This is a genomic window from Pseudobacteroides sp., assembly GCF_036567765.1.
Classification (GTDB): domain Bacteria; phylum Bacillota; class Clostridia; order Acetivibrionales; family DSM-2933; genus Pseudobacteroides.
Genome location: NZ_DATCTU010000007.1, coordinates 1 through 18630 on the forward strand (window position 1 = coordinate 1; position 18630 = coordinate 18630).

Sequence of the window (18630 nt, forward strand, 5' to 3'; positions counted from 1 at the left end):
ATCGTATTAAGGGATATAAACTACTCCCAATCCTTATTAATAGCATTTCAAAGGTGGAAGAGCATGGTAAACAGTCAGCAGGATGAGAAAAATGAAGTAAAACTAAGCTACCGAAATTCTACGGAAGATAGGACAAGCTCACGATATTCTGCTCCGGAAAGTGATTTTGCAGCACAATATACACAATTTCCAGGACATCCTCTTCCGGTTATTATATTTACAACAAAAGAATACTTGTTAATATCAAAAAACTCTCTCTTTGGTAGAGGCATTAAATCTAAATCAGTAATGGGGGGTCTTAAAGAGTTTTTAATTACTGTATCTGATTTTTTGAATAATATACCAGGTATTTTATCAAAGCTAATTGTATTTTCATTAGAAACAATGGCTTCTGCCAGTTCAAGGAAGCTAGACTCACCTTCCTTTCTAATAATGAAATCTACGTATTCTGAGGTTATTATATCTTCAGGTACGAGGGAGGGATGTGCCCCTCCAAATACAATTTTTACACTTGGAAAAGATAGTTTTATAAGCTTTGCCATATTCAATGCCAGTTCTATATTTTCCGTATGTACAGACAGACCAACAATAATTGGATTTTCATTTTCCAGGATTCCAAAGATCTCTTCTTTGGATAAATGCTCACAGCACAAATCAATAAGGATTGGATGATACCCATTCAGTTCCAGCCACGTGCCAAGTGAAATAAGGGCAAATGAAGGATTATATCCAAATTCTTTTTCCATGCCATCAATTTTATAAGTCATTGATGGCAAATTGATTAAAACAATATTATTGGCCTTTGTATTAAGTTTAGTATATTCATAATCTTTCATTATTTGGGTAAACTTCCTCTCGTAATATTTCTTGAGGTAGATTGCTAAAAACTCGTAAATCCTCAAACTTGTTTTTCAAAGACCAATTCAATATATGATGCCGTACCGTATCCAGCTATCGGAGGTGCAAATAGTTGTAATAATCTCCAGCCGCGGCTAGCATAATCATCAATTATAGTATGGTAATTTTCTTTTGCATTTGCAGTGCCGATTTTTTTGCATTCTACTCTTATTATTTTATATTCATACATAAGATTTCCTCCGTTTTATTTTTATTATTTAATATTTAAAATTTACGATTTCAGCATTGCATCTCTTGGAGATATCCTTGAACTTTTCAATTTTATAATGACGAATATTACTATAAACATAAGTAAAGACATTGCTAATGTAAATAGGATCACATATTTATTTATCGAATAATATGAAACGCTAAATTCCAAAAACTCGCTAATCTTTTTGTTTATATAGGTTTTAACTATATAACCACTAATAATAGATAGGAGAGTAGCAAAAACTACTGTTACAGATAGCCCTCCCAGGAATGTTTTAATAATGTATGAGTCGGATATACCCAGTGCTTTAAGCAAACCGATCTTTTTTGTAATACCTTTCATCAGATATGATAATAATAGAAAAACTATTATAACACTCATAAATAATACAAATATTATATTAATAATAACATTGCGTTTTGATGTATCTTTTTGATAAAAGTTTGCATTAATTTGCCCAATATTATAGTCAGCCTTAAGGCCGATAAAAGAATTGTATATTTTTTCGTATTCCTTGCTGTCTATAGATTTCTTGGAATAAATTAATACCAGGTTCTCTACGGTTTTATTGCTGTTTATTGATTCATAGGTATCTCTTGATATAAAAATTGCACCTTTAAAATAATCTATGTTGTCATCTAAAATTCCAGAAACTGTATAGGTAGATATATCACTCTTTTCATAATCTTTTTTTAATGTTACCGGAATTTTAATTTTGTCACCGACTTTTACTTTGTAGTAATGTGCAGCGTAATTTCCAATTAGTGTTTCTTTTTCCCCTGGCTTTGGCATTCTTCCATCTTTTATATAACCTTTTAGTTGATCATCAAAAAAGTTATTTTCTACTCCGTATATCCAATAGTTAACTTTAAAGGACATTGTTGTACTTTGATTTGACAAAATATTTCTGGAGACTACAGGGTAAATATTATAATCTTTGTTATACAATTCTTTGAGCTTACTGGATAATCCGCTCTGATCATTATAAAGTTTATACCTAAGTAAGCCATCGCTATCTAGTTTCCCTGTGATTTCAATGTCAGGCATTGCAAGTTGAGTTAACTGGGAAGTCGCAAACATGACTTGAACACCTATATAAACAAAAAGAATTACCAGTATTGAAGAAAATGCAATTAGTATTTTTTTATTTTCAAATAAAACGTTTATAAATATCTTTCTAAACATTATATGCCTCCCTTACAAATTAATGATTTCATCAGCATAATCATCAAAGTATTCATTATGGCTCGTTACTAATACCAATTTATTATTCTTATGACAATAATCATTTATAAAATCAACTATCCTTTTTGAATTTTCCATATCAAGGTTTGATACAGGCTCATCACATATAAGAATAGACGGGTTTTTAATTATTGCCCTTGCAATTCCAACTCTTTGCTGTTCACCGCCTGACAATTCAAAGGGCAGGTGATGGGATCTGTGAGAAAGATTTAAAAGAGAAAGTACTTCTTCTGCTTTTTTATATGCATCTTTTGCAGATACCTTATTTTCGCAAATATCTAAAAGACAAATATTGTCTATAACTGTTAAACTATCAAGCAGGTTATAATCTTGGAATATTATACCTATATGTTCCCTCCTGAATTTGCATTTTTTTTCATAGTTTAACGAGCTAACTAATTCATCATTAAAAAATATTTCACCACTATCTTGTTTTTGTAGAAGTGACAATAGAGTGAGTAATGTAGTTTTCCCTTTGCCGGACTCTCCCTTTATTTGATATAATGCTCCGGGTTTAAAATCATAACTGAAATCTTTTATAATTTCAATTTGCTTTCCTTTTTTTTTGTAGGACTTATTTAACTTTACCGTTGATACCCGCACAAATAAATCTCCTCTCGTTTTCATTTATTTCTTAAGCAATTCAAATCTCATTATACCTTCTGGAATTTCTATAGTGTAATCCTTTATTTTGGTAAAACCACTTTCAGAGATTATTATATCAATAAGAGATTTGGAAAGTAAATATTTAGTTGTATTTCCTAAATATCTATAGACTTCTCCTGTCCTTGTTATCTCTTCGCCATATAGATTAATAACTGATTTTGACTTGTCATTCCATATTTTTTCAGTAAGGATAATGAACGACTTTTGAGTAGCACTAAAGAAGTATTTGGGCTTCAGTTCACCTACAGTAATATTTTCAAATGAGGAATCTATATAATTGAAAACAAATAATCCCCCATCTCGAAGATTTTTATATGTATTTCGGAAAATTTTTATTCTGTCCTCATTGTCCTTTAGTAAGCATAGTGAACCTTGGGAAAGAATCACCATGTCATATTTTTCTTCAGAAATATACTCGGCCATGTTTGCACATACAAGCTTTACATTCTCAAATTTGTCTATGCATTTACGTTGAAGTATGTTAAGCATATCTTGTGATAAGTCGAGACCTGTTGCTTCATGACCATTTTCAAGTAAGGGTATTAAAACTCTGCCAGAGCCGCAAGCAAGTTCCAAAACCTTGCTGCCATATACATTGGCTAGGCTCAGGTACAAGTCTATATCAAATTTTTCATTTGCACATTTATTATAAAATTCAGCAAAGAATCCTTCATAAACGTCCAACTCTTTCAAATTAGGTAGATTTAAGTTCTTTATCCCTTTGCAAAATCCGAAATAATCCATATGTACTCCTTAGAATAGCTTAATTTCCATTTGCTCCAATAAAGCCATGGTAGTTTAGTTGGTTGTAAAGTGCATTGTATTGTAAAAAAGTACTAAGTTCTTTAGATCCTAATATAGCGTCCTTTTCTATGTCTCTGCATTTTATAACCTTATTGTTTAACAAATTACATAACAGAAAATTATTATTTATTTCAATAAGAATAACATTTTCATGAAAATTAAATCTTGGTTTTGTATTTTTTATTCCGTCATGAATGCTATTTAAAAATATATGAAAATATATATTATCTATACTGCTTTCATTCGTTAGTAATAAATTTAAAAAACCGATTACTTTTAAATAGAAACAAAAATGTTTATTATTTTTTATAAAATCGCAGTAATCTTTGTCGCTGATATACCCCTGCAAGGAGACACACTTAGGACACCAGTTATATGCTGAGCAGCTGATGCAATTTCGATGTGAGTATGTTTCTTTTAAAATATTATTAATGCCGTTAATAATGTTTTCATAACTATCGTTAATAGTTCCGATTTTTATCTTGTTAATGCATCCAAGTATATTTTCATCTGCAATAGATACTCTTAATATTGAACATATGTTACATTTTCCTGAAAACATACATGCATTTAAATAAATGCTGTTTTCCAAATCATTGAACTTCAATACTCTATTTTTAAAAAAGTTTTTTGCTCTCTTTTCAATCTCACTTAAAGATTGTGAAGAATCTATTTTATTGATCTTCATTTTGATAGGCTCATTTAAATATGTATTATTGGGTTGAATATATGTATATTCACCTTTTTCAATAATGGAAGCTTGGTCAGTAGGTAAATAACTATCGTTTCTATATGCATATTCCAAATTTTCATCATACATTTTAATTGAAAGCTTCAACTTCTTTCTATCGTCAGAAAAAAGGTTTTTCTTTGATATTATTAGCTTTTCAGGATAAGAAATGACTTTACCATTTATGCTTATATTCCTATCAATAAAGACACTGTTTTTTTCATTAAAATCTTTAATCTCAATAAATTTAATTGTTCCAACGCTATTAAGATCTTGGTTTATGCCTGTAAAATAACTAATATATTCTTTCTTATGCTCTGATGTCTTCATCAGACTCTCTTTTAAATCACCGCTTATAATTTCGGTTTTTATTAGCTCATTAAAAACCGGATGCATATCATAATTGTTATAGTACGTGCGATATGGAAGAATTGTTGGAGATGTTTCTTTGTGTATTTGGTAATTAGCACTCTCCTCAAATATTTTACTTCCAGGGAAGCAAGTTGTAAAACATACACTAGTGTTCTTAATGGCATTGTTGCTCTTAATAAAATTAATAGTCTTTAAAGCGTCATAAAGTTCTTCATTTGGTAAACCAAAATTAACGCTTATATAAGGGTTGATTCCCTTTTGGGTAGCATAGTGAAACATATTTTGGAGGTTATAAATATAATCTGCAGCATTTTGATTTTTTCCAAGCTTGCCTAATTTATCGAGTGTGTTGCAAGATGCACTCTCTAACCCTATAACAATATTTTTGAAATTGCATTCGGCCATAGCATCGATTACATCTTTCGTAAGTAAATCTGATCTTGTGCAGCACCAAAACTGAAACTGAAGACCTGCTGAAATAATTTTGCTGCACAGCTCGATTGTTCTTTCTTTTGATACTGAGAAACAGTCATCAAAAAAACTGACCTTGGTATTTTTACCAGATATAAAGTAACTTATATATTTCAACTCTTGAATTATACTATTAATTGAATGAATTCTGAACATTTTGCTGTTAACATAAGAACAAAAGCTGCATTCCCCATAGCATCCTACAGAACTAACCATACCTACATTTTGAATTTCTTCAGGAGGGATAACACCGCTGCTATAGGGCAGTCCCAGATCATCCAGTGAATAGTCAATGTATTTCTTTTCAGTAGAATAAACTTTATTGTCAGCTTTATATATTATGTTACTAATTTCCCATATTTCCTTGTTGCATAATAGTATATCCTTTAAGGAATAGGCAACGCTGTCAATCAAGCACATATCTATATATACTTCATCCAATAGATTATTTGCAATATAATTTGCTGACGCTCCGAAAACATAAACTGTAACGTTGGGATTTGATTTCCTCAATGTATTAATAATTAATTTATTTATGAAAAAGTTATATTCGTTGATATAAAAAACATAAGATCTTGATGAAATACTTGATAGTTCTCTTATTATATCCGAATATCTTTTAATATTTTTATTTATATACTGCATGGTTTTGAGATCAAATTTATTCAAATAGCTCCTAATATAGGCACAGTCCAATTGATACTCTGCTCCAGTAATGTAACCGTTAACTACATTAATATAAACAAATACCGAATCATAAAATTGCATATTCTCGTCCGTTCCAATCTTATCTAAAAAGAGATATGTTTAAATGTATAGTCTAAAATATCAACTAAATTATTGATATTATCTTTATCTGCAATCAACATTGGAAGAATAGTTAGTCCAACATCTGAACGATAAACAATAAGACCGTTGTTTTTTAAAATTTCTTGAATAGTGCAAATTTGTTCTGTTGTAAGATGCTCACCGGAATTTTTATTTATAAAGAGCTCTACCTCCAGCAATAACCCTTCTCCTCTTATTTCTCCGACATTAGGATGATACAACAACCTGTCTGATAATTGTTTTTTTAAATGATCTCCCATTGCCTTTACATTAGCACCAATATTCATTACTTCATACTGCTCAATGGAAGCGATGCAGGCAGCACATGACAATAAATTTCCACCTTGTGTAGAACCATGAGTTATAACACCATCTGTGCTGCTATAGGCCTCAACAATCCTTGAATTGACAGAAACTGCACCCATAGGCAAATAGCCGCTGTTTATTCCTTTACCCATACATATGATATCAGGTTCTATCCCATATTTTTTTATATAGAAGGATTCACCGGTTCTGAAAAATCCTACAGCAACCTCATCAATAGCTAATAGAAGTTGGTATTTTTGGCAAATATTATATACTCCGGTAATAAATTTTTCTGAAAGAACTTCGACTCCTTTTGATGCTAGAATTGGTTCAATAACAATCCCTGCAATTTTATCAATATTCTTTTTAATTATTTCTTCCAGATTATAAACACAATTGGAATCACATGAAGGATATTCGTTAGAACACTTGCACTTTCTGCATATTCCACCATTTATAAAGATAGCTTCTCCAGGCAAGGGTGATATATCATTTACAAACTCTTGCTCAATTCCGCTTATGCTAATGCTTCCGTAATATGTACCGTGGTAAGACCCATTTAAGCTTACTATTAACTTCTTCTCCGGATGACCATTTAATGCCCAAAACTTTCTCATTATTTTAATAGATAGTTCAATGCTTTCCGATCCTGAGCAAGTAAAGAAAATTTTTTTCATATTGGGCGGCAAAATACTTAGTATTTTACTTGCTGCCAATACTACTGTGGGATTTGTATAATCAAATAAAGAACAGTAAGGCAGCCTATTCAGTTGCTTCAGAATATAATCCTCAATTTTTTTGTTTCCATAGCCAAGTGAAATGTTCCATAAACCGCTTGAAGCATCCAGATATTTTCTGTTATTTATGTCGTAGAGATAGATGCCTTCGCCTTTTGTTATATTTAACATGCTAAAGTAGTTTCGTGTTGTGTTCGAGAAAGGATGCCAAACGGGATAATTTACATCACTTCCCGTGTCTATAACAGTTCTTAAATTTAAAGTATTCATTTGAAGACCTCGATTAATTTGTGTTCACTAGACCATGCTCTTATTTGCATTAAATTTCCACATATTGCCGATGATTGACTCTTTATAATAATTGCACATAGGATCATCAGAAGTAATGCTGCCATTGGATAATGCACATGCTCGGCACCCACCACCGCAAAAATACTTCATCTTGCAATCGAAACATCCTGAAGATTCTACATCGACACCGCAGCTTTTAGCAAAAGCTAAACCACTCTCAAAAGTAGCCTCATAAGTATCACTGATAACGCTGCCAAGTTTAAATTCGTCATGATGCAATGAGGGGCACGGATATATATTTCCATCATAGTTTATACTTAATAAACCACAACCCACACCGCAGTTAACTCTTTTATCTCTAATTGCTACTTTACTTGCCTGGTCGGATGCAAAAGTCAATTCAACAAACTTTCTCTTATCATTCTCATCTATAAACATTTGTTCAGTTTCACGGATGTAATAAATATTGCTGTTTAGTTTGTCATAGTTTACTAAGAATTTTCCAACATAGTCCCTATATACTTCAACAGAAGGAGATAAATCTTTTATACTTGATTGGCCTCTTCCAACTGGCATTAACCTTGTTATATGTATTGCATCGATATTGTTTTCAAACACAAATTTAGGCAAATTGGGCAGATCACTTATATTAAAACTTGTTGGAGTAAAAGATATAAGAAGTTTTTGTACTCCGATTTTTTTTGCAAGTTTAATCTTTTCAAGCATTTTTACAAATGAGCCTTGGCCTCTTGTTTTATCATGGAATTCAGGCGTTGTACCATCAACTGATATCTGCAGAGTGTTTATATTAGGCAGTACCCTTTCATAAGCTTCCTCCCCAACAGTACCATTTGTGATAAGTACAATCTTTTGAAATTTCAATGCCTTTAGATTTTGGATAAATTCTGGCAATTGTTTGTATAAAAATGGCTCTCCTCCACTAATAATTATGTTTATTCTATTTTCTTCGGGAATTTGTTGGAGGAACTCTATAACTTTCTCGTGATCCAAGTCTTTATTATTAACCGCGTCAGAAATAGAATAACAGAATGGACACTTAAGGTTACACGTTCCGGTAACGTGAATCCATATATCCTCAGGGTATGCTGAATATTTAACCTCAATAATCTGTTTGTTGGAGTTGGATTCCAGTAATAGGTTGTTGTCTAATGCTTGTTTAAGGAAATCAGAGAAATATACCTTTAAAATATCCGGTGTAAAACTGTGTTTTTCTGCAACAGTATTTATTACTTCATCAAGCGACAAATTTCCATTGCATAAGTCAAGTATTTCTTTTCCAGTACTGTTAGTTCTAAGCCATATTGCATTTTTATAATCAATATACAGGAAATTATCATCTCTATTTGAAATTTCAAAATCAGAATCCAAAAAATACTTAACATTAAAGTTTATAGCCATTTCTTAATTCCTCTCCTTCTATCATTTGACCGTTAGGAAGAATAATGCATTTAACTTCTTCTAACGGACACCATACTTTAATTTCGGATTTTTCGCTAGGTTTTATCAAAATACCATTTTCTCCTTCTAGCTTCTCGTTTTTACATATTTCTCCGGCAAAACTTAAATTTGAGGTTGTCCTAAGAATTAATCTGTTGGTCATTTAATCTACCATCTCCTTTCGCATTCTTTCAATTGATGTTATTCTAGCTAAATATTGCCTTGCTTCGAAAAATATCTCTCGTTGATCATTAGTTGTAAAAGCATTTGTTTCTACAATCGGATCAAGCAATGAAAACAGTTTATATTTATCTGTCACTAATTTCATTCCAAGCTTATCCTTGTGAGTGTATTGCCAGGTTCCTGGAAATGGTGTATTAAACGACAATGCTACTTCAGCTTTATAATTTGTGGACACATGCTTAATAAAATTTAGTGTTTCTTCCATTGTTTCTTTTGTATCACAAAAGTGGCCTACCATAAATGACAAGCATGGAAGGATTTTTCTCTTGAATGTGCTGTCTATAACCTTTCGAGCTATATCCAGATTAATTCCCTTTCTAATTTTATCTAAAACCTCCTGACTGCCGCTTTCGATGCCATATTGAACAGCTATACACCTGCTAGAAGTCATAGCATCTAGTAACTCCTCAGTCATTACATCAACTCTCGATTCGCAATGCCAGTATATATTTAGGTTATATTTTTTTATAAGGTCAGCAAATCGTAAAACCCTTACAGGAACAGCTGTAAAAGTATCATCAACAATATATATTTTAAGGAAGCTATCCCTTACAATTACTCTTAGCAGCACAACTTCCAAAAATACGTTATCAATATTTCTTGTGCGGTAAGTAGCACCTGATAATGCAGTAGCTGAACAGTATATACAATTACCTGGACAGCCTCTGCTCGTTGAAATGTTTATAATATCCTTATAGTTTTCAATACCTGCCAGCTCTCTTTTAGGTAGTGGCATGATATCCAGATCGGTTATAAAAGATCTCAATTTGTTTTGAATAACTTTGTTATCTCTTTTAAAAACCAGTCCAGCTATGTCATCAAATTTTATAATGTTTTCATTAGATACTACTGCTTCGCATAACTCTAAAAATGTAGATTCACCTTCTTTTCTTATTATAAAATCCACATATTGTGAAGTTATGATATCATCAGGTACCAGCGTTGGGTGTGCTCCACCAAAAACAATTTTAATAGAAGGAAAAGCTGCTTTAATTATTTTGGCAGTAGAAATAGCCATATCTACATTTTCTGTATAGACTGACATGCCAATAAGTATAGGATTTTCTTCCTCAATCAGTTGCAAAAGCTCTTTTGAAGTTTTTCGGTTATAACACAAATCTAATACAATTGGTTCATAGCCGTTTAGTTCCATCCAAGTTCCAATAGATAGTAATCCTAATGATGGATTGTAACCGGAATCATTTGTAAACTCTTTTTGTAAATAAGATTGGATTGGTAAGTTCATTAATAGTACTTTATTCATATTGCAACCACCCATCAAAATCACTGTGTGATTTTAACGCAAGCACATTATTGTCAATAAATAGATTTATTGACGATTCAAGTATTTCAGATAAAGATTCATCGCTGTTTTGATCTCCATATTTTAATTTCAATTTGTCAAAGATTTCTCCAATACTGTCAACGCCATTAATCATGTTCCAAACGATGCTTGCACTTTCATTTAATAAAACCTTATCTGTAAGCATATCTATAATAACTACATTATCTTTTACACTCCAGTTCAGAGTTTTTACCTCTGGAATATCTGTCTTATTCATAAATATATCCCATTCCTTTCGAAAAATGTTTAACATTACTTCTGGATAATAAATAAAGCCAGCAATGCAAATTTAAAACCACCATCAATAAAACCATGAAATAATATTGAGGAAATTAAACTTTTGCTTCTTTCATATATAAACGAGAGCACAAGTCCTAAAACAAATATTTCTACCATGTTTAAAATCGGATTAAGGGTTTGCTCTATTAAAAAAGACTTTATCAGGCTAAAATGCCAAAATGCAAAAATTATAGAGGATAGTACTTGTGCAGTTGGTACGGTTACAACCTTTTTAAGTGAATTATATACAAATCCCCTGAAGAACAATTCTTCAGCTATGGCAGCAATTATAAAAGCTTGATAGACTTCCTTAAGTGAATCATTAATTGAGTAATTCAAATCAAAAAATACCTGATCGAAAACCCATAAAGAGTTGGTTGCAATAATTGGAAGGCAGAGAAGTGCCATGTATAGAAGAAATTTTCTATCAACCCTAATAAAGCTTTTAAGTGTCTCTTTTTCTAAGAAGAAGGCCCACAACAATGGAAATAAGTAATAGAACAAGAAAGTATATGATGGAAGTATTTCAAAACCACCGATTGAAAAGCCTTTATCAAATTTGTCGTTAATAAACAAAAACATTGTGACATAAGCAATAAATACACTTACTAATAACAGGAGTATGGATTTTTTGTTAATGTCTCTTTTGCTTGTGTCTGTGAACTGTGAATGCATAAGCATTGTCAACCCTGTTGCAGAAAGCAGTAAAGTGATTCCTAACATATCTATGTAGACAAAAGGTATAAGATAGAATATTAAATAAATAATTTTACTGGTCTTATGTTCAGTTGTTACGGTTTTTATATTTTCAATCATTATTTTGCTCCGATAATTTTTTTGGGGTTAGAGGGCATCAACAACCTGCCCTCTAAAAAATTTAGATATGTAATTAAGTGATTACTATACCTGCTGTTACTCCAGCACCTACTACGGCACCACCGGCTCCTATGCCGAGAGTCCAACTGCATCCACCGCTTGACGGCGGAGTATAGTTAGAACCATCTACACATGGGGAAGAACCAGTATAGTATCCACAACCAGGTTTGCCACTTATAAAAGCACTAGAAGCATCTGGTATCTTGATAACACTTGGCTTTGGTAACATGTTTTCACCTCCTTTCATTATATCTCAACAAATTTGCTGAGCATCATTTTCAGCAAATTGATTTTATCATTTAAAATCAATTTTACTTCATATAAATTATCAATATATTTTTGTGGGGAATCCGAAATCTGTATTTTGTAGTTCACAATAACGCCGTCTTCGACATATATGTCCTTGTTGCTGATTTCAGTAACCTTGCCCTGTATAGGCTTATCCATAAAGTCGCTTTTCAAAGTTAATTGATCCCCTATATTTAATATCTTTTTACCTTTTTCCAAGTGGTCAAATATATAAAAGTACTCATTTTCGTTTTTATGGAAGGTGCCTTTTGTAACTAAAGTCTGCCCGATGTTTAAAAAACAGGAAAGTATGGATGTTACTAAAACTAAAGTTACAATAACCCAAAATATTGCAGTGCTTATTTTAAGCATATTTCTCTTCATTGAAATCATTTTCTCCTTTAGTAAACAGCTCTCGATAAATTAAGGATTTTTGAATTAGTAACTCATGCCCGCCGGCAAGCTCAATATTGCCTCTGTTTATAACTAAAATATTCTGTAAATTTCTAATTAGCTTAATGTTATGAGTAACATAAATTTGAGTTTTGTTTTTTAGTTTTCTTTGCAAATTTTGAAAAATATCATATTCAAGCTTTTTATCCAAGTTTGAGAGAGCCTCGTCAAAAATATAAATATCAGATTCTCTTAATAAAGCCCTAGCTAAACATATTCTTTGTTTTTGACCACCGGAAATTTTTACACCGTCCTCGCCCACTCTAGTATCATATCCATCAGGAAGTGAAAGGATAAAGTCATCAATACAACAAACCTTTGCAGCGGATCTCACCTGTTCATCTGTAACTTTCTTGTTGCCAAATCTGATATTATCCCAAATAGTACCGTCAAAAAGCAATGAATCCTGGAATACAATACTTATCTTATTTCGTAAATACCTTAGATCAAGACTGTCGATATCTTTTCCGCCTATTAGTATTTTTCCAGATGAAGGATTGTAAAATTTCAACATCAGACTAAGTAGGGAGGATTTGCCGCAACCGCTTGCACCAACTAATGCGTAGGTTTTTCCTGTTTCAAATTTATATGATAGGTTAGTAACTATTGGTTTATTAGAATCTCTTTCGTATGAAAATGTAACGCCCTGGAATTCAATTGAGCTATCAATAGTGTTTTTAAGGGTTCCTGCATTTGTTTCTTTTTCTAAAGAAAATATTGACTCAGTCCTATTAATTGCCACAGTAAAGTTTTGGAAATTTATGTTTAAGTTAACCAGATTATTAGTAAACTGATAAAACCTTTCTGATACCATATCAAATACAAAAAGTGCACCTACTGATAAATTGCCTTTATATATCTCGAACACTCCCAAAGAGAATATTAAGACCGATCCAACAAAAGATGCAAATGACATACAAGTACTATATCCGTAGTATGAATAGAAATATTTAAAGTTTAAGTTCAGGATATTTCTTAATATGGCTGTATAATTAATATCATTGTGTTTTGCACTATTAAAAGCTTTAATAGATTTTATGCCGGTAAATATTCTCTTAAGAAAGCTAAAATGTATTGATGAATTCTCTCTTGTTTTTTCTTGTACTGTTCTTATGTAAATAGAAAACTTAAGTGAAATAAGAAACTGTACAATCGCTAAAATGAAAGCAATACATGCTAACTTAGGACTAAAATAAAGCATAAAAATAGCGGTGGCAAGCAAATTAAGTGTATCGTTAAGAGTGGATATTAAAGTTACTGACATAAAATTGGTAATAGTGGATACGTCTTCGATAACTTTACTGATAAAATCTCCAGTCTCACTATCGAAAAAATTGCTTACTTTTATTTTTTGTATATGTGAAAGTAAATCTTGTCTTATTTTTAAGGAAATAATTTGTCCGACATAAGTATTAAAAAAGCCGTTACAAAACATTATTAGTGTATTTATGATATAGAAAATAAACAAAGCGACTATAACATACTTTAACAAGTACAATTCCCTTAATATTAGAACTCTATCAATAATTACTTTTAATAATATTGGATTAGCCAAAGCCAAAACCGAGCTCATTGATATTAAGATAAAGATTAATACTTCGTATTTTAAATAGGGTTTAAGGTACTTAAAGTATTTTATACATTTTAACATTGTGTTTTTCAATATTTTCACTCATTTCAATTTGCGATATTAAGATCGCAAAATTCTGATAAATACAAGCACTTTTTTATATACATATGGGGTTTTTATTTTGAAAAACTAATAGAGCCCCTAAATTACAAATAATATAAAAAGATGAAATATATACAAAAAATATATGCATAAAACAATATTAACTTAATATACAAAAAAAGTCAATAATGTTAATAAAATTACTAAATTCCCTATAATAACAAAGTTTGAGAATTATTTGATGCAGTGTGGGATGATTATTTTTAAATAAAATGTCGCTATTTGTTTGCGGTTCATTATTTTGGTCTATTAATGGTTTTTGTGCATAGAAATAGGACTGATAGACAGAAATTTAACTGAAATACTAAAACCAGCACAGATAAAAGATAACAAAACTAAAAGGAGAGTGTTATGTATTGAGGGAAACAATACGGCTAAACAAAACTACAAATAGTTTACCGTCAAAGGCTTTGTCAAAAGAAAACCCATTTTCTAAAGATACCTATAAAGGAATAAGCAGCAAGCAGGCAGAAAAGCTTCTTTTAATACATGGCCCTAATTCTCTTGCAGAGAAAAAGAAAGCTTCAGCCATTAGGATGTTTTTTGAGCAATTTACTGACTTTATGGTACTGATTCTTATTGCTGCCACAATTATTTCGGCTTTTATGGGTGAAATTACGGAAGCTATTACGATAATTGCTATTGTAATACTAAATTCGGTTTTGGGCTTTCTGCAGGAATTTAGAACAGAAAAGACAATGAATGCTTTAAAGGAGCTTACCGCACCTACAGCCAAGGTAATTAGGGATGGAACCATGGATAATATACCTGCGGATAGAATTGTTCCCGGAGATCTGTTGGTTTTGGAGGAAGGTGACAGGATTCCTGCCGACTCCAAGCTGATTCAGATCAATAGTCTACAGGTGGATGAGTCGCTTTTGACAGGTGAGTCGGTTCCAGTAGACAAATCTCATGACAGTAAAGATGATCCGGAAGGAAAGAAAAGCTTTATTTATATGGGCACCGTAATAACAAGGGGCAGAGGGAAAGCAATAGTTCAGGCTACGGGAATGAATACCGAAATGGGTAAGATTGCCGATATGATACAGAATATAGAATCAGAAGAAACCCCGCTTCAAAAGAAGCTTGCCGACCTTGGTAAATACATAGTATTCGGGTGTATTATAATTTGTGCCATTGTATCGATTACAGGGATAATAAGGGGAGAGAAGCTATTTACCATGCTTTTGTCCGGAATAAGCCTTGCAGTTGCTGCAGTGCCTGAAGGACTTCCTGCTATAGTGACGATTGCTTTAGCACTTGGTGTACAAAAAATGATGAGAAGAAATGCACTTATTAGAAAACTGCCTGCTGTTGAGACTTTAGGTTGTGCAAGCGTCATATGCTCAGATAAGACTGGTACGCTTACCCAAAACAGAATGACTGTGCGGAGTATATACACGTGGGCGGACAGAAACCGCAAAAAGGATATTGTTGATCTTAATAAGTCCAGCATTGATACTGCATCAAAGTTTGTTCTTGAGATAGGTGGGATATGTAACAATGCTGTCATAATAAATAATCAGCAGGAAAAGGAGCGGGGGATAAAGAAAATAAAGAACCTTTTCTCGAAACAGGAGATAAAGTTTGGAGGAGACCCCACTGAAATAGCTCTTTTAGAAGCAGCTATAAATGTGGGGATCAGCGAAAATGAATTGAGCAGCTCATATAAGAGAATTGATGAGATACCATTTGACTCTGACAGGAAATGTATGTCAGTTATTTGTGAACTGAAAAACGGAGAGCGTTATGTGTTTACAAAAGGGGCACCTGATATAATACTAGATAAATGCTCAAATATCAACGAGGTTTCTGGAGTCAAAAAAATAAACTCTGCATATAAGAATGAAGTTTTAAGCATGAATGATAAAATGGCCAGAGATGCCCTTAGGGTTTTGGGAGTTGCATTCAAAAAACTAGGCACAGCCAGGTACAATAAGAATGAAATTGAAAGGGACCTAACCTTTGCAGGACTTATAGGTATGATAGACCCACCGAGAACAGAAGCTAAGGAGGCAGTGTATAAGTGCAAGATGGCAGGGATAAAAACTGTCATGATAACAGGAGATCATAAAATAACCGCAGCAGCTATTGCAGCGGAGATAGGTATCCTACAGGACGGTGATAGGGTGCTTACTGGTGCTGAGCTTGATGAATTAGGCGACAGCGGACTTATGAAGGTTGCAGATAAGGTTTCGGTCTATGCAAGAGTATCTCCAAAGCACAAGCTGATGGTAGTAAAGGCGTTGAAAAAGCTGGGGCATGTTGTTGCTATGACAGGTGATGGAGTAAATGATGCTCCTGCCGTTAAGGAAGCTGATATAGGTGTTTCAATGGGTAAAACCGGAACTGATGTCACCAAGGAAGCCTCTGCCATGATACTTATGGATGATAATTTTGCAACAATTGTTGCAGCTGTGGAGGAAGGCCGCGTAATTTATAATAATATAAGGAAATTTATCAGATACATGCTGTCATGTAACCTTGGTGAAGTTCTTACCATGTTTTTAGGAATGCTTGTAGGCCTTCCCATTCCATTGCTGCCGATACAGATACTGTGGGTTAACTTAGTAACCGATGGACTGCCGGCCATAGCACTTGGTTTGGATCCGCCGGAAAGAGATATAATGCGGAGAAGGCCAAGGGGAGCTAAAGAAAATATTTTTTCAAACGGGCTTCTCAAGTTGATACTTTTCAGGGGAACTCTTATAGGATTGAGCACACTTGCAGTTTTTGTCAGTGTACTGCATTTCACAGGAAGCATTGAGGGTGCTAGAACGGCCAGCTTTGTTACACTGGTCATAACTCAGCTTATACATGTATTTGAGTGTAAGTCGGAGAGGAAAAATATATTTGAGATACCGTTATTCAACAATATACCACTGGTTTTATCTGTTTTGTGTTCTTTAATTATGATTCTTGGTGTAGTATACATGCCTGTTTTCCAGAGCGTTTTCAAGACTGTGCCCCTAAACATTAATGACTGGGCATTGATATTGGGGTTCTCATCCTTAGGTCCTGTACTTTCAAGCTTCTTAAGGGTAAATAAAGAACCGAGAAGAAAATAAGGTTTGACCAAATTGAAATATCCAGCTGCTATAGTGCCTAAGGGCAGTTATTTAGCGGTTGGATGTTTTTTTATGCCAGGAAATTGTGATGCATGTTATACCACAATTTCTCACGACAACAACCAAGGTTGTTGTTATACTCTTGAAAAAAAACTGAGAAACCTATATAATGGACAAGTATGAGCAATAGTAACAATTTGTTCACAATTTATTAAAATTCTTTTGAGATAATTGTGACAGGTCTCTGTTTTCTTAAGAAAAACTTAATATTATTATATACAGGGGGGAATACATTAAGATGATTGAAATTCAAAACATGTCTAAGCGGTACGGAAATGTTAATGCCGTTAGAGATCTGAGTTTTACTCTTGAAAAGGGAGAAATTCTGGGATTTCTTGGTCCGAACGGTGCCGGTAAGAGCACTACCATGAATATTATAACCGGTTATATACCGCCTACCAGTGGGTCGGTGAAGGTGTGCGGTTATGATATTATGGAAGAGCCTGTGGAGGTAAAAAAAAGGATTGGGTATTTGCCTGAGCAGCCGCCGCTTTATATGGATATGACTGTAAAGGAATATCTGAACTATGTATGCGATTTGAAGTTTGTCAAAAAGAGTCTTAGAAAAAATCAGTTGGATGATGTAATGGATCTGGTTAAAATCGGTGATGTAAGAGGCAGGATTATCAAAAACCTATCAAAGGGTTACAAACAAAGGGTAGGCCTTGCACAAGCTTTAATTGGCTCACCGGAGGTTCTGATCCTTGATGAACCTACAGTTGGTCTTGATCCTAAACAGATAATTGAAATAAGAAATCTGATAAAGGCACTTGGCAGGGAACATTCAATAATATTAAGTTCACATATTCTACCTGAAGTAAGTGCGGTTTGTGAGAGAGTAGTAATTATTAACAAGGGAAGAATTTCTGCTGTTGATACCCCTGAAAATCTTTCAAAGGCTATGGATGCCGATGCGAGATATACTGTAGCTGTTGCAGGACCTGAAGAGTCTGTAAAGGATATTATAAAAGGACTGCATGGAGTAAATAAAGTTGAAACAACTTCCACTAAAAATAGCGACATAAGTAGTTTTGTAATTGAGTCAATCAGAGAAGCAGATATAAGAAAGCCTATGTTCTTTGAACTGGCAAAAGCAGGATATCCTATTATGGAGCTTAAAGCAATGGATATGTCTCTTGAGGATGTATTCCTGCAGATTACAAGAAACGATGTGGTTCTAACAAAAGATGTTGTTGAATCGGATAAGGCAGCCCAAGAGGTTGAAGAGGCTGTCGAAAATCCTGTTGAAGAGAAGGAGGTTGAATAG

17 protein-coding genes are annotated in these 18630 nt (G+C 33.1%); 2 read left to right on the forward strand and 15 right to left on the reverse strand.

The genetic code is table 11. The features are described 5' to 3' along the window. Positions 1-107: 107 nt before the first annotated feature. The 15 genes from VIO64_RS01280 to VIO64_RS01350 all read right to left on the reverse strand — a co-directional run bounded on the left by VIO64_RS01280 (position 108) and on the right by VIO64_RS01350 (position 14154). On the reverse strand, positions 108-836 hold the full coding sequence (locus VIO64_RS01280) for a B12-binding domain-containing radical SAM protein (protein ID WP_331914440.1): 729 nt from the start codon (positions 834-836) through the stop codon (positions 108-110). Positions 837-898: 62 nt separating this feature from the next. Next, entirely contained in the window at positions 899-1087 is a 189-nt protein-coding gene (locus tag VIO64_RS01285) for a DUF4177 domain-containing protein (RefSeq protein ID WP_331914442.1), read from the reverse strand. A gap of 42 nt (positions 1088-1129) precedes the next feature. Next, positions 1130-2296, reverse strand: a complete 1167-nt coding sequence (locus VIO64_RS01290; protein WP_331914444.1) for an ABC transporter permease — start codon at positions 2294-2296, stop codon at positions 1130-1132. Between the two features lie 12 nt (positions 2297-2308). After that, positions 2309-2959, reverse strand: coding sequence for an ATP-binding cassette domain-containing protein (locus VIO64_RS01295; protein WP_331914446.1), 651 nt, complete (start codon positions 2957-2959; stop codon positions 2309-2311). Between the two features lie 24 nt (positions 2960-2983). Continuing rightward, a complete protein-coding gene (locus VIO64_RS01300) occupies positions 2984-3766 on the reverse strand; it encodes a class I SAM-dependent methyltransferase (protein WP_331914448.1) in 783 nt (260 codons plus the stop codon). 19 nt (positions 3767-3785) lie between these two features. Then, positions 3786-6167 carry a B12-binding domain-containing radical SAM protein gene (locus VIO64_RS01305; RefSeq protein WP_331914451.1) on the reverse strand — a complete coding sequence of 794 codons (2382 nt, stop codon included), beginning with the start codon at positions 6165-6167 and terminating at the stop codon, positions 3786-3788. A gap of 23 nt (positions 6168-6190) precedes the next feature. Then, positions 6191-7540, reverse strand: a complete 1350-nt coding sequence (locus tag VIO64_RS01310) for an aspartate aminotransferase family protein (protein WP_331914453.1) — start codon at positions 7538-7540, stop codon at positions 6191-6193. A gap of 27 nt (positions 7541-7567) precedes the next feature. Beyond that, complete coding sequence (locus tag VIO64_RS01315; protein WP_331914455.1) at positions 7568-8980, reverse strand: radical SAM/SPASM domain-containing protein; 1413 nt, start codon at positions 8978-8980, stop codon at positions 7568-7570. Continuing rightward, positions 8964-9182: a hypothetical protein gene (locus tag VIO64_RS01320; RefSeq protein WP_331914457.1), complete on the reverse strand. Its 219-nt coding sequence runs from the start codon at positions 9180-9182 to the stop codon at positions 8964-8966. The genes VIO64_RS01315 and VIO64_RS01320 overlap by 17 nt, the downstream gene beginning before the upstream one ends. Continuing rightward, complete coding sequence (locus VIO64_RS01325; RefSeq protein WP_331914459.1) at positions 9183-10526, reverse strand: B12-binding domain-containing radical SAM protein; 1344 nt, start codon at positions 10524-10526, stop codon at positions 9183-9185. It abuts the gene before it with no gap. Beyond that, positions 10519-10824 (reverse strand): PqqD family peptide modification chaperone, encoded by a 306-nt coding sequence (locus VIO64_RS01330; protein WP_331914461.1) that lies wholly within the window; start codon positions 10822-10824, stop codon positions 10519-10521. Before VIO64_RS01330 ends, VIO64_RS01325 begins: the two co-directional genes overlap by 8 nt. A gap of 35 nt (positions 10825-10859) precedes the next feature. Further along, positions 10860-11702, reverse strand: coding sequence for a type II CAAX endopeptidase family protein (locus VIO64_RS01335; RefSeq protein ID WP_331914463.1), 843 nt, complete (start codon positions 11700-11702; stop codon positions 10860-10862). Positions 11703-11775: 73 nt separating this feature from the next. Continuing rightward, positions 11776-11991 (reverse strand): hypothetical protein, encoded by a 216-nt coding sequence (locus tag VIO64_RS01340; protein WP_331914465.1) that lies wholly within the window; start codon positions 11989-11991, stop codon positions 11776-11778. A 17-nt stretch (positions 11992-12008) separates the two neighbouring features. Beyond that, positions 12009-12434 carry a hypothetical protein gene (locus tag VIO64_RS01345; protein ID WP_331914467.1) on the reverse strand — a complete coding sequence of 142 codons (426 nt, stop codon included), beginning with the start codon at positions 12432-12434 and terminating at the stop codon, positions 12009-12011. After that, positions 12415-14154 carry an ABC transporter ATP-binding protein gene (locus VIO64_RS01350; protein ID WP_331914815.1) on the reverse strand — a complete coding sequence of 580 codons (1740 nt, stop codon included), beginning with the start codon at positions 14152-14154 and terminating at the stop codon, positions 12415-12417. The genes VIO64_RS01345 and VIO64_RS01350 overlap by 20 nt, the downstream gene beginning before the upstream one ends. Positions 14155-14645: 491 nt before the next feature. On the opposite strand from VIO64_RS01350, the gene VIO64_RS01355 reads away from it, so the two are divergent. Together VIO64_RS01355 and VIO64_RS01360 are read left to right on the forward strand one after the other, a co-directional pair. Continuing rightward, complete coding sequence (locus VIO64_RS01355) at positions 14646-17303, forward strand: calcium-translocating P-type ATPase, SERCA-type (RefSeq protein ID WP_331914817.1); 2658 nt, start codon at positions 14646-14648, stop codon at positions 17301-17303. Between the two features lie 298 nt (positions 17304-17601). Then, on the forward strand, positions 17602-18630 hold the full coding sequence (locus VIO64_RS01360; RefSeq protein WP_331914469.1) for an ABC transporter ATP-binding protein: 1029 nt from the start codon (positions 17602-17604) through the stop codon (positions 18628-18630).

Excerpts from the sequence above, each read along its gene's own strand:
- VIO64_RS01345 (WP_331914467.1), bottom strand. The coding sequence starts at position 12,434 with ATGAAGAGAAATATGCTTAAAATAAGCACTGCAATATTTTGGGTTATT.
- VIO64_RS01340 (WP_331914465.1), bottom strand. The coding sequence starts at position 11,991 with ATGTTACCAAAGCCAAGTGTTATCAAGATACCAGATGCTTCTAGTGCT.
- VIO64_RS01305 (WP_331914451.1), bottom strand. The coding sequence starts at position 6,167 with ATGCAATTTTATGATTCGGTATTTGTTTATATTAATGTAGTTAACGGT.
- VIO64_RS01310 (WP_331914453.1), bottom strand. The coding sequence starts at position 7,540 with ATGAATACTTTAAATTTAAGAACTGTTATAGACACGGGAAGTGATGTA.
- VIO64_RS01360 (WP_331914469.1), top strand. The coding sequence starts at position 17,602 with ATGATTGAAATTCAAAACATGTCTAAGCGGTACGGAAATGTTAATGCC.
- VIO64_RS01325 (WP_331914459.1), bottom strand. The coding sequence starts at position 10,526 with ATGAATAAAGTACTATTAATGAACTTACCAATCCAATCTTATTTACAA.
- VIO64_RS01300 (WP_331914448.1), bottom strand. The coding sequence starts at position 3,766 with ATGGATTATTTCGGATTTTGCAAAGGGATAAAGAACTTAAATCTACCT.
- VIO64_RS01280 (WP_331914440.1), bottom strand. The coding sequence starts at position 836 with ATGAAAGATTATGAATATACTAAACTTAATACAAAGGCCAATAATATT.
- VIO64_RS01320 (WP_331914457.1), bottom strand. The coding sequence starts at position 9,182 with ATGACCAACAGATTAATTCTTAGGACAACCTCAAATTTAAGTTTTGCC.
- VIO64_RS01330 (WP_331914461.1), bottom strand. The coding sequence starts at position 10,824 with ATGAATAAGACAGATATTCCAGAGGTAAAAACTCTGAACTGGAGTGTA.
- VIO64_RS01285 (WP_331914442.1), bottom strand. The coding sequence starts at position 1,087 with ATGTATGAATATAAAATAATAAGAGTAGAATGCAAAAAAATCGGCACT.
- VIO64_RS01290 (WP_331914444.1), bottom strand. The coding sequence starts at position 2,296 with ATGTTTAGAAAGATATTTATAAACGTTTTATTTGAAAATAAAAAAATA.
- VIO64_RS01350 (WP_331914815.1), bottom strand. The coding sequence starts at position 14,154 with ATGTTAAAATGTATAAAATACTTTAAGTACCTTAAACCCTATTTAAAA.
- VIO64_RS01315 (WP_331914455.1), bottom strand. The coding sequence starts at position 8,980 with ATGGCTATAAACTTTAATGTTAAGTATTTTTTGGATTCTGATTTTGAA.
- VIO64_RS01335 (WP_331914463.1), bottom strand. The coding sequence starts at position 11,702 with ATGATTGAAAATATAAAAACCGTAACAACTGAACATAAGACCAGTAAA.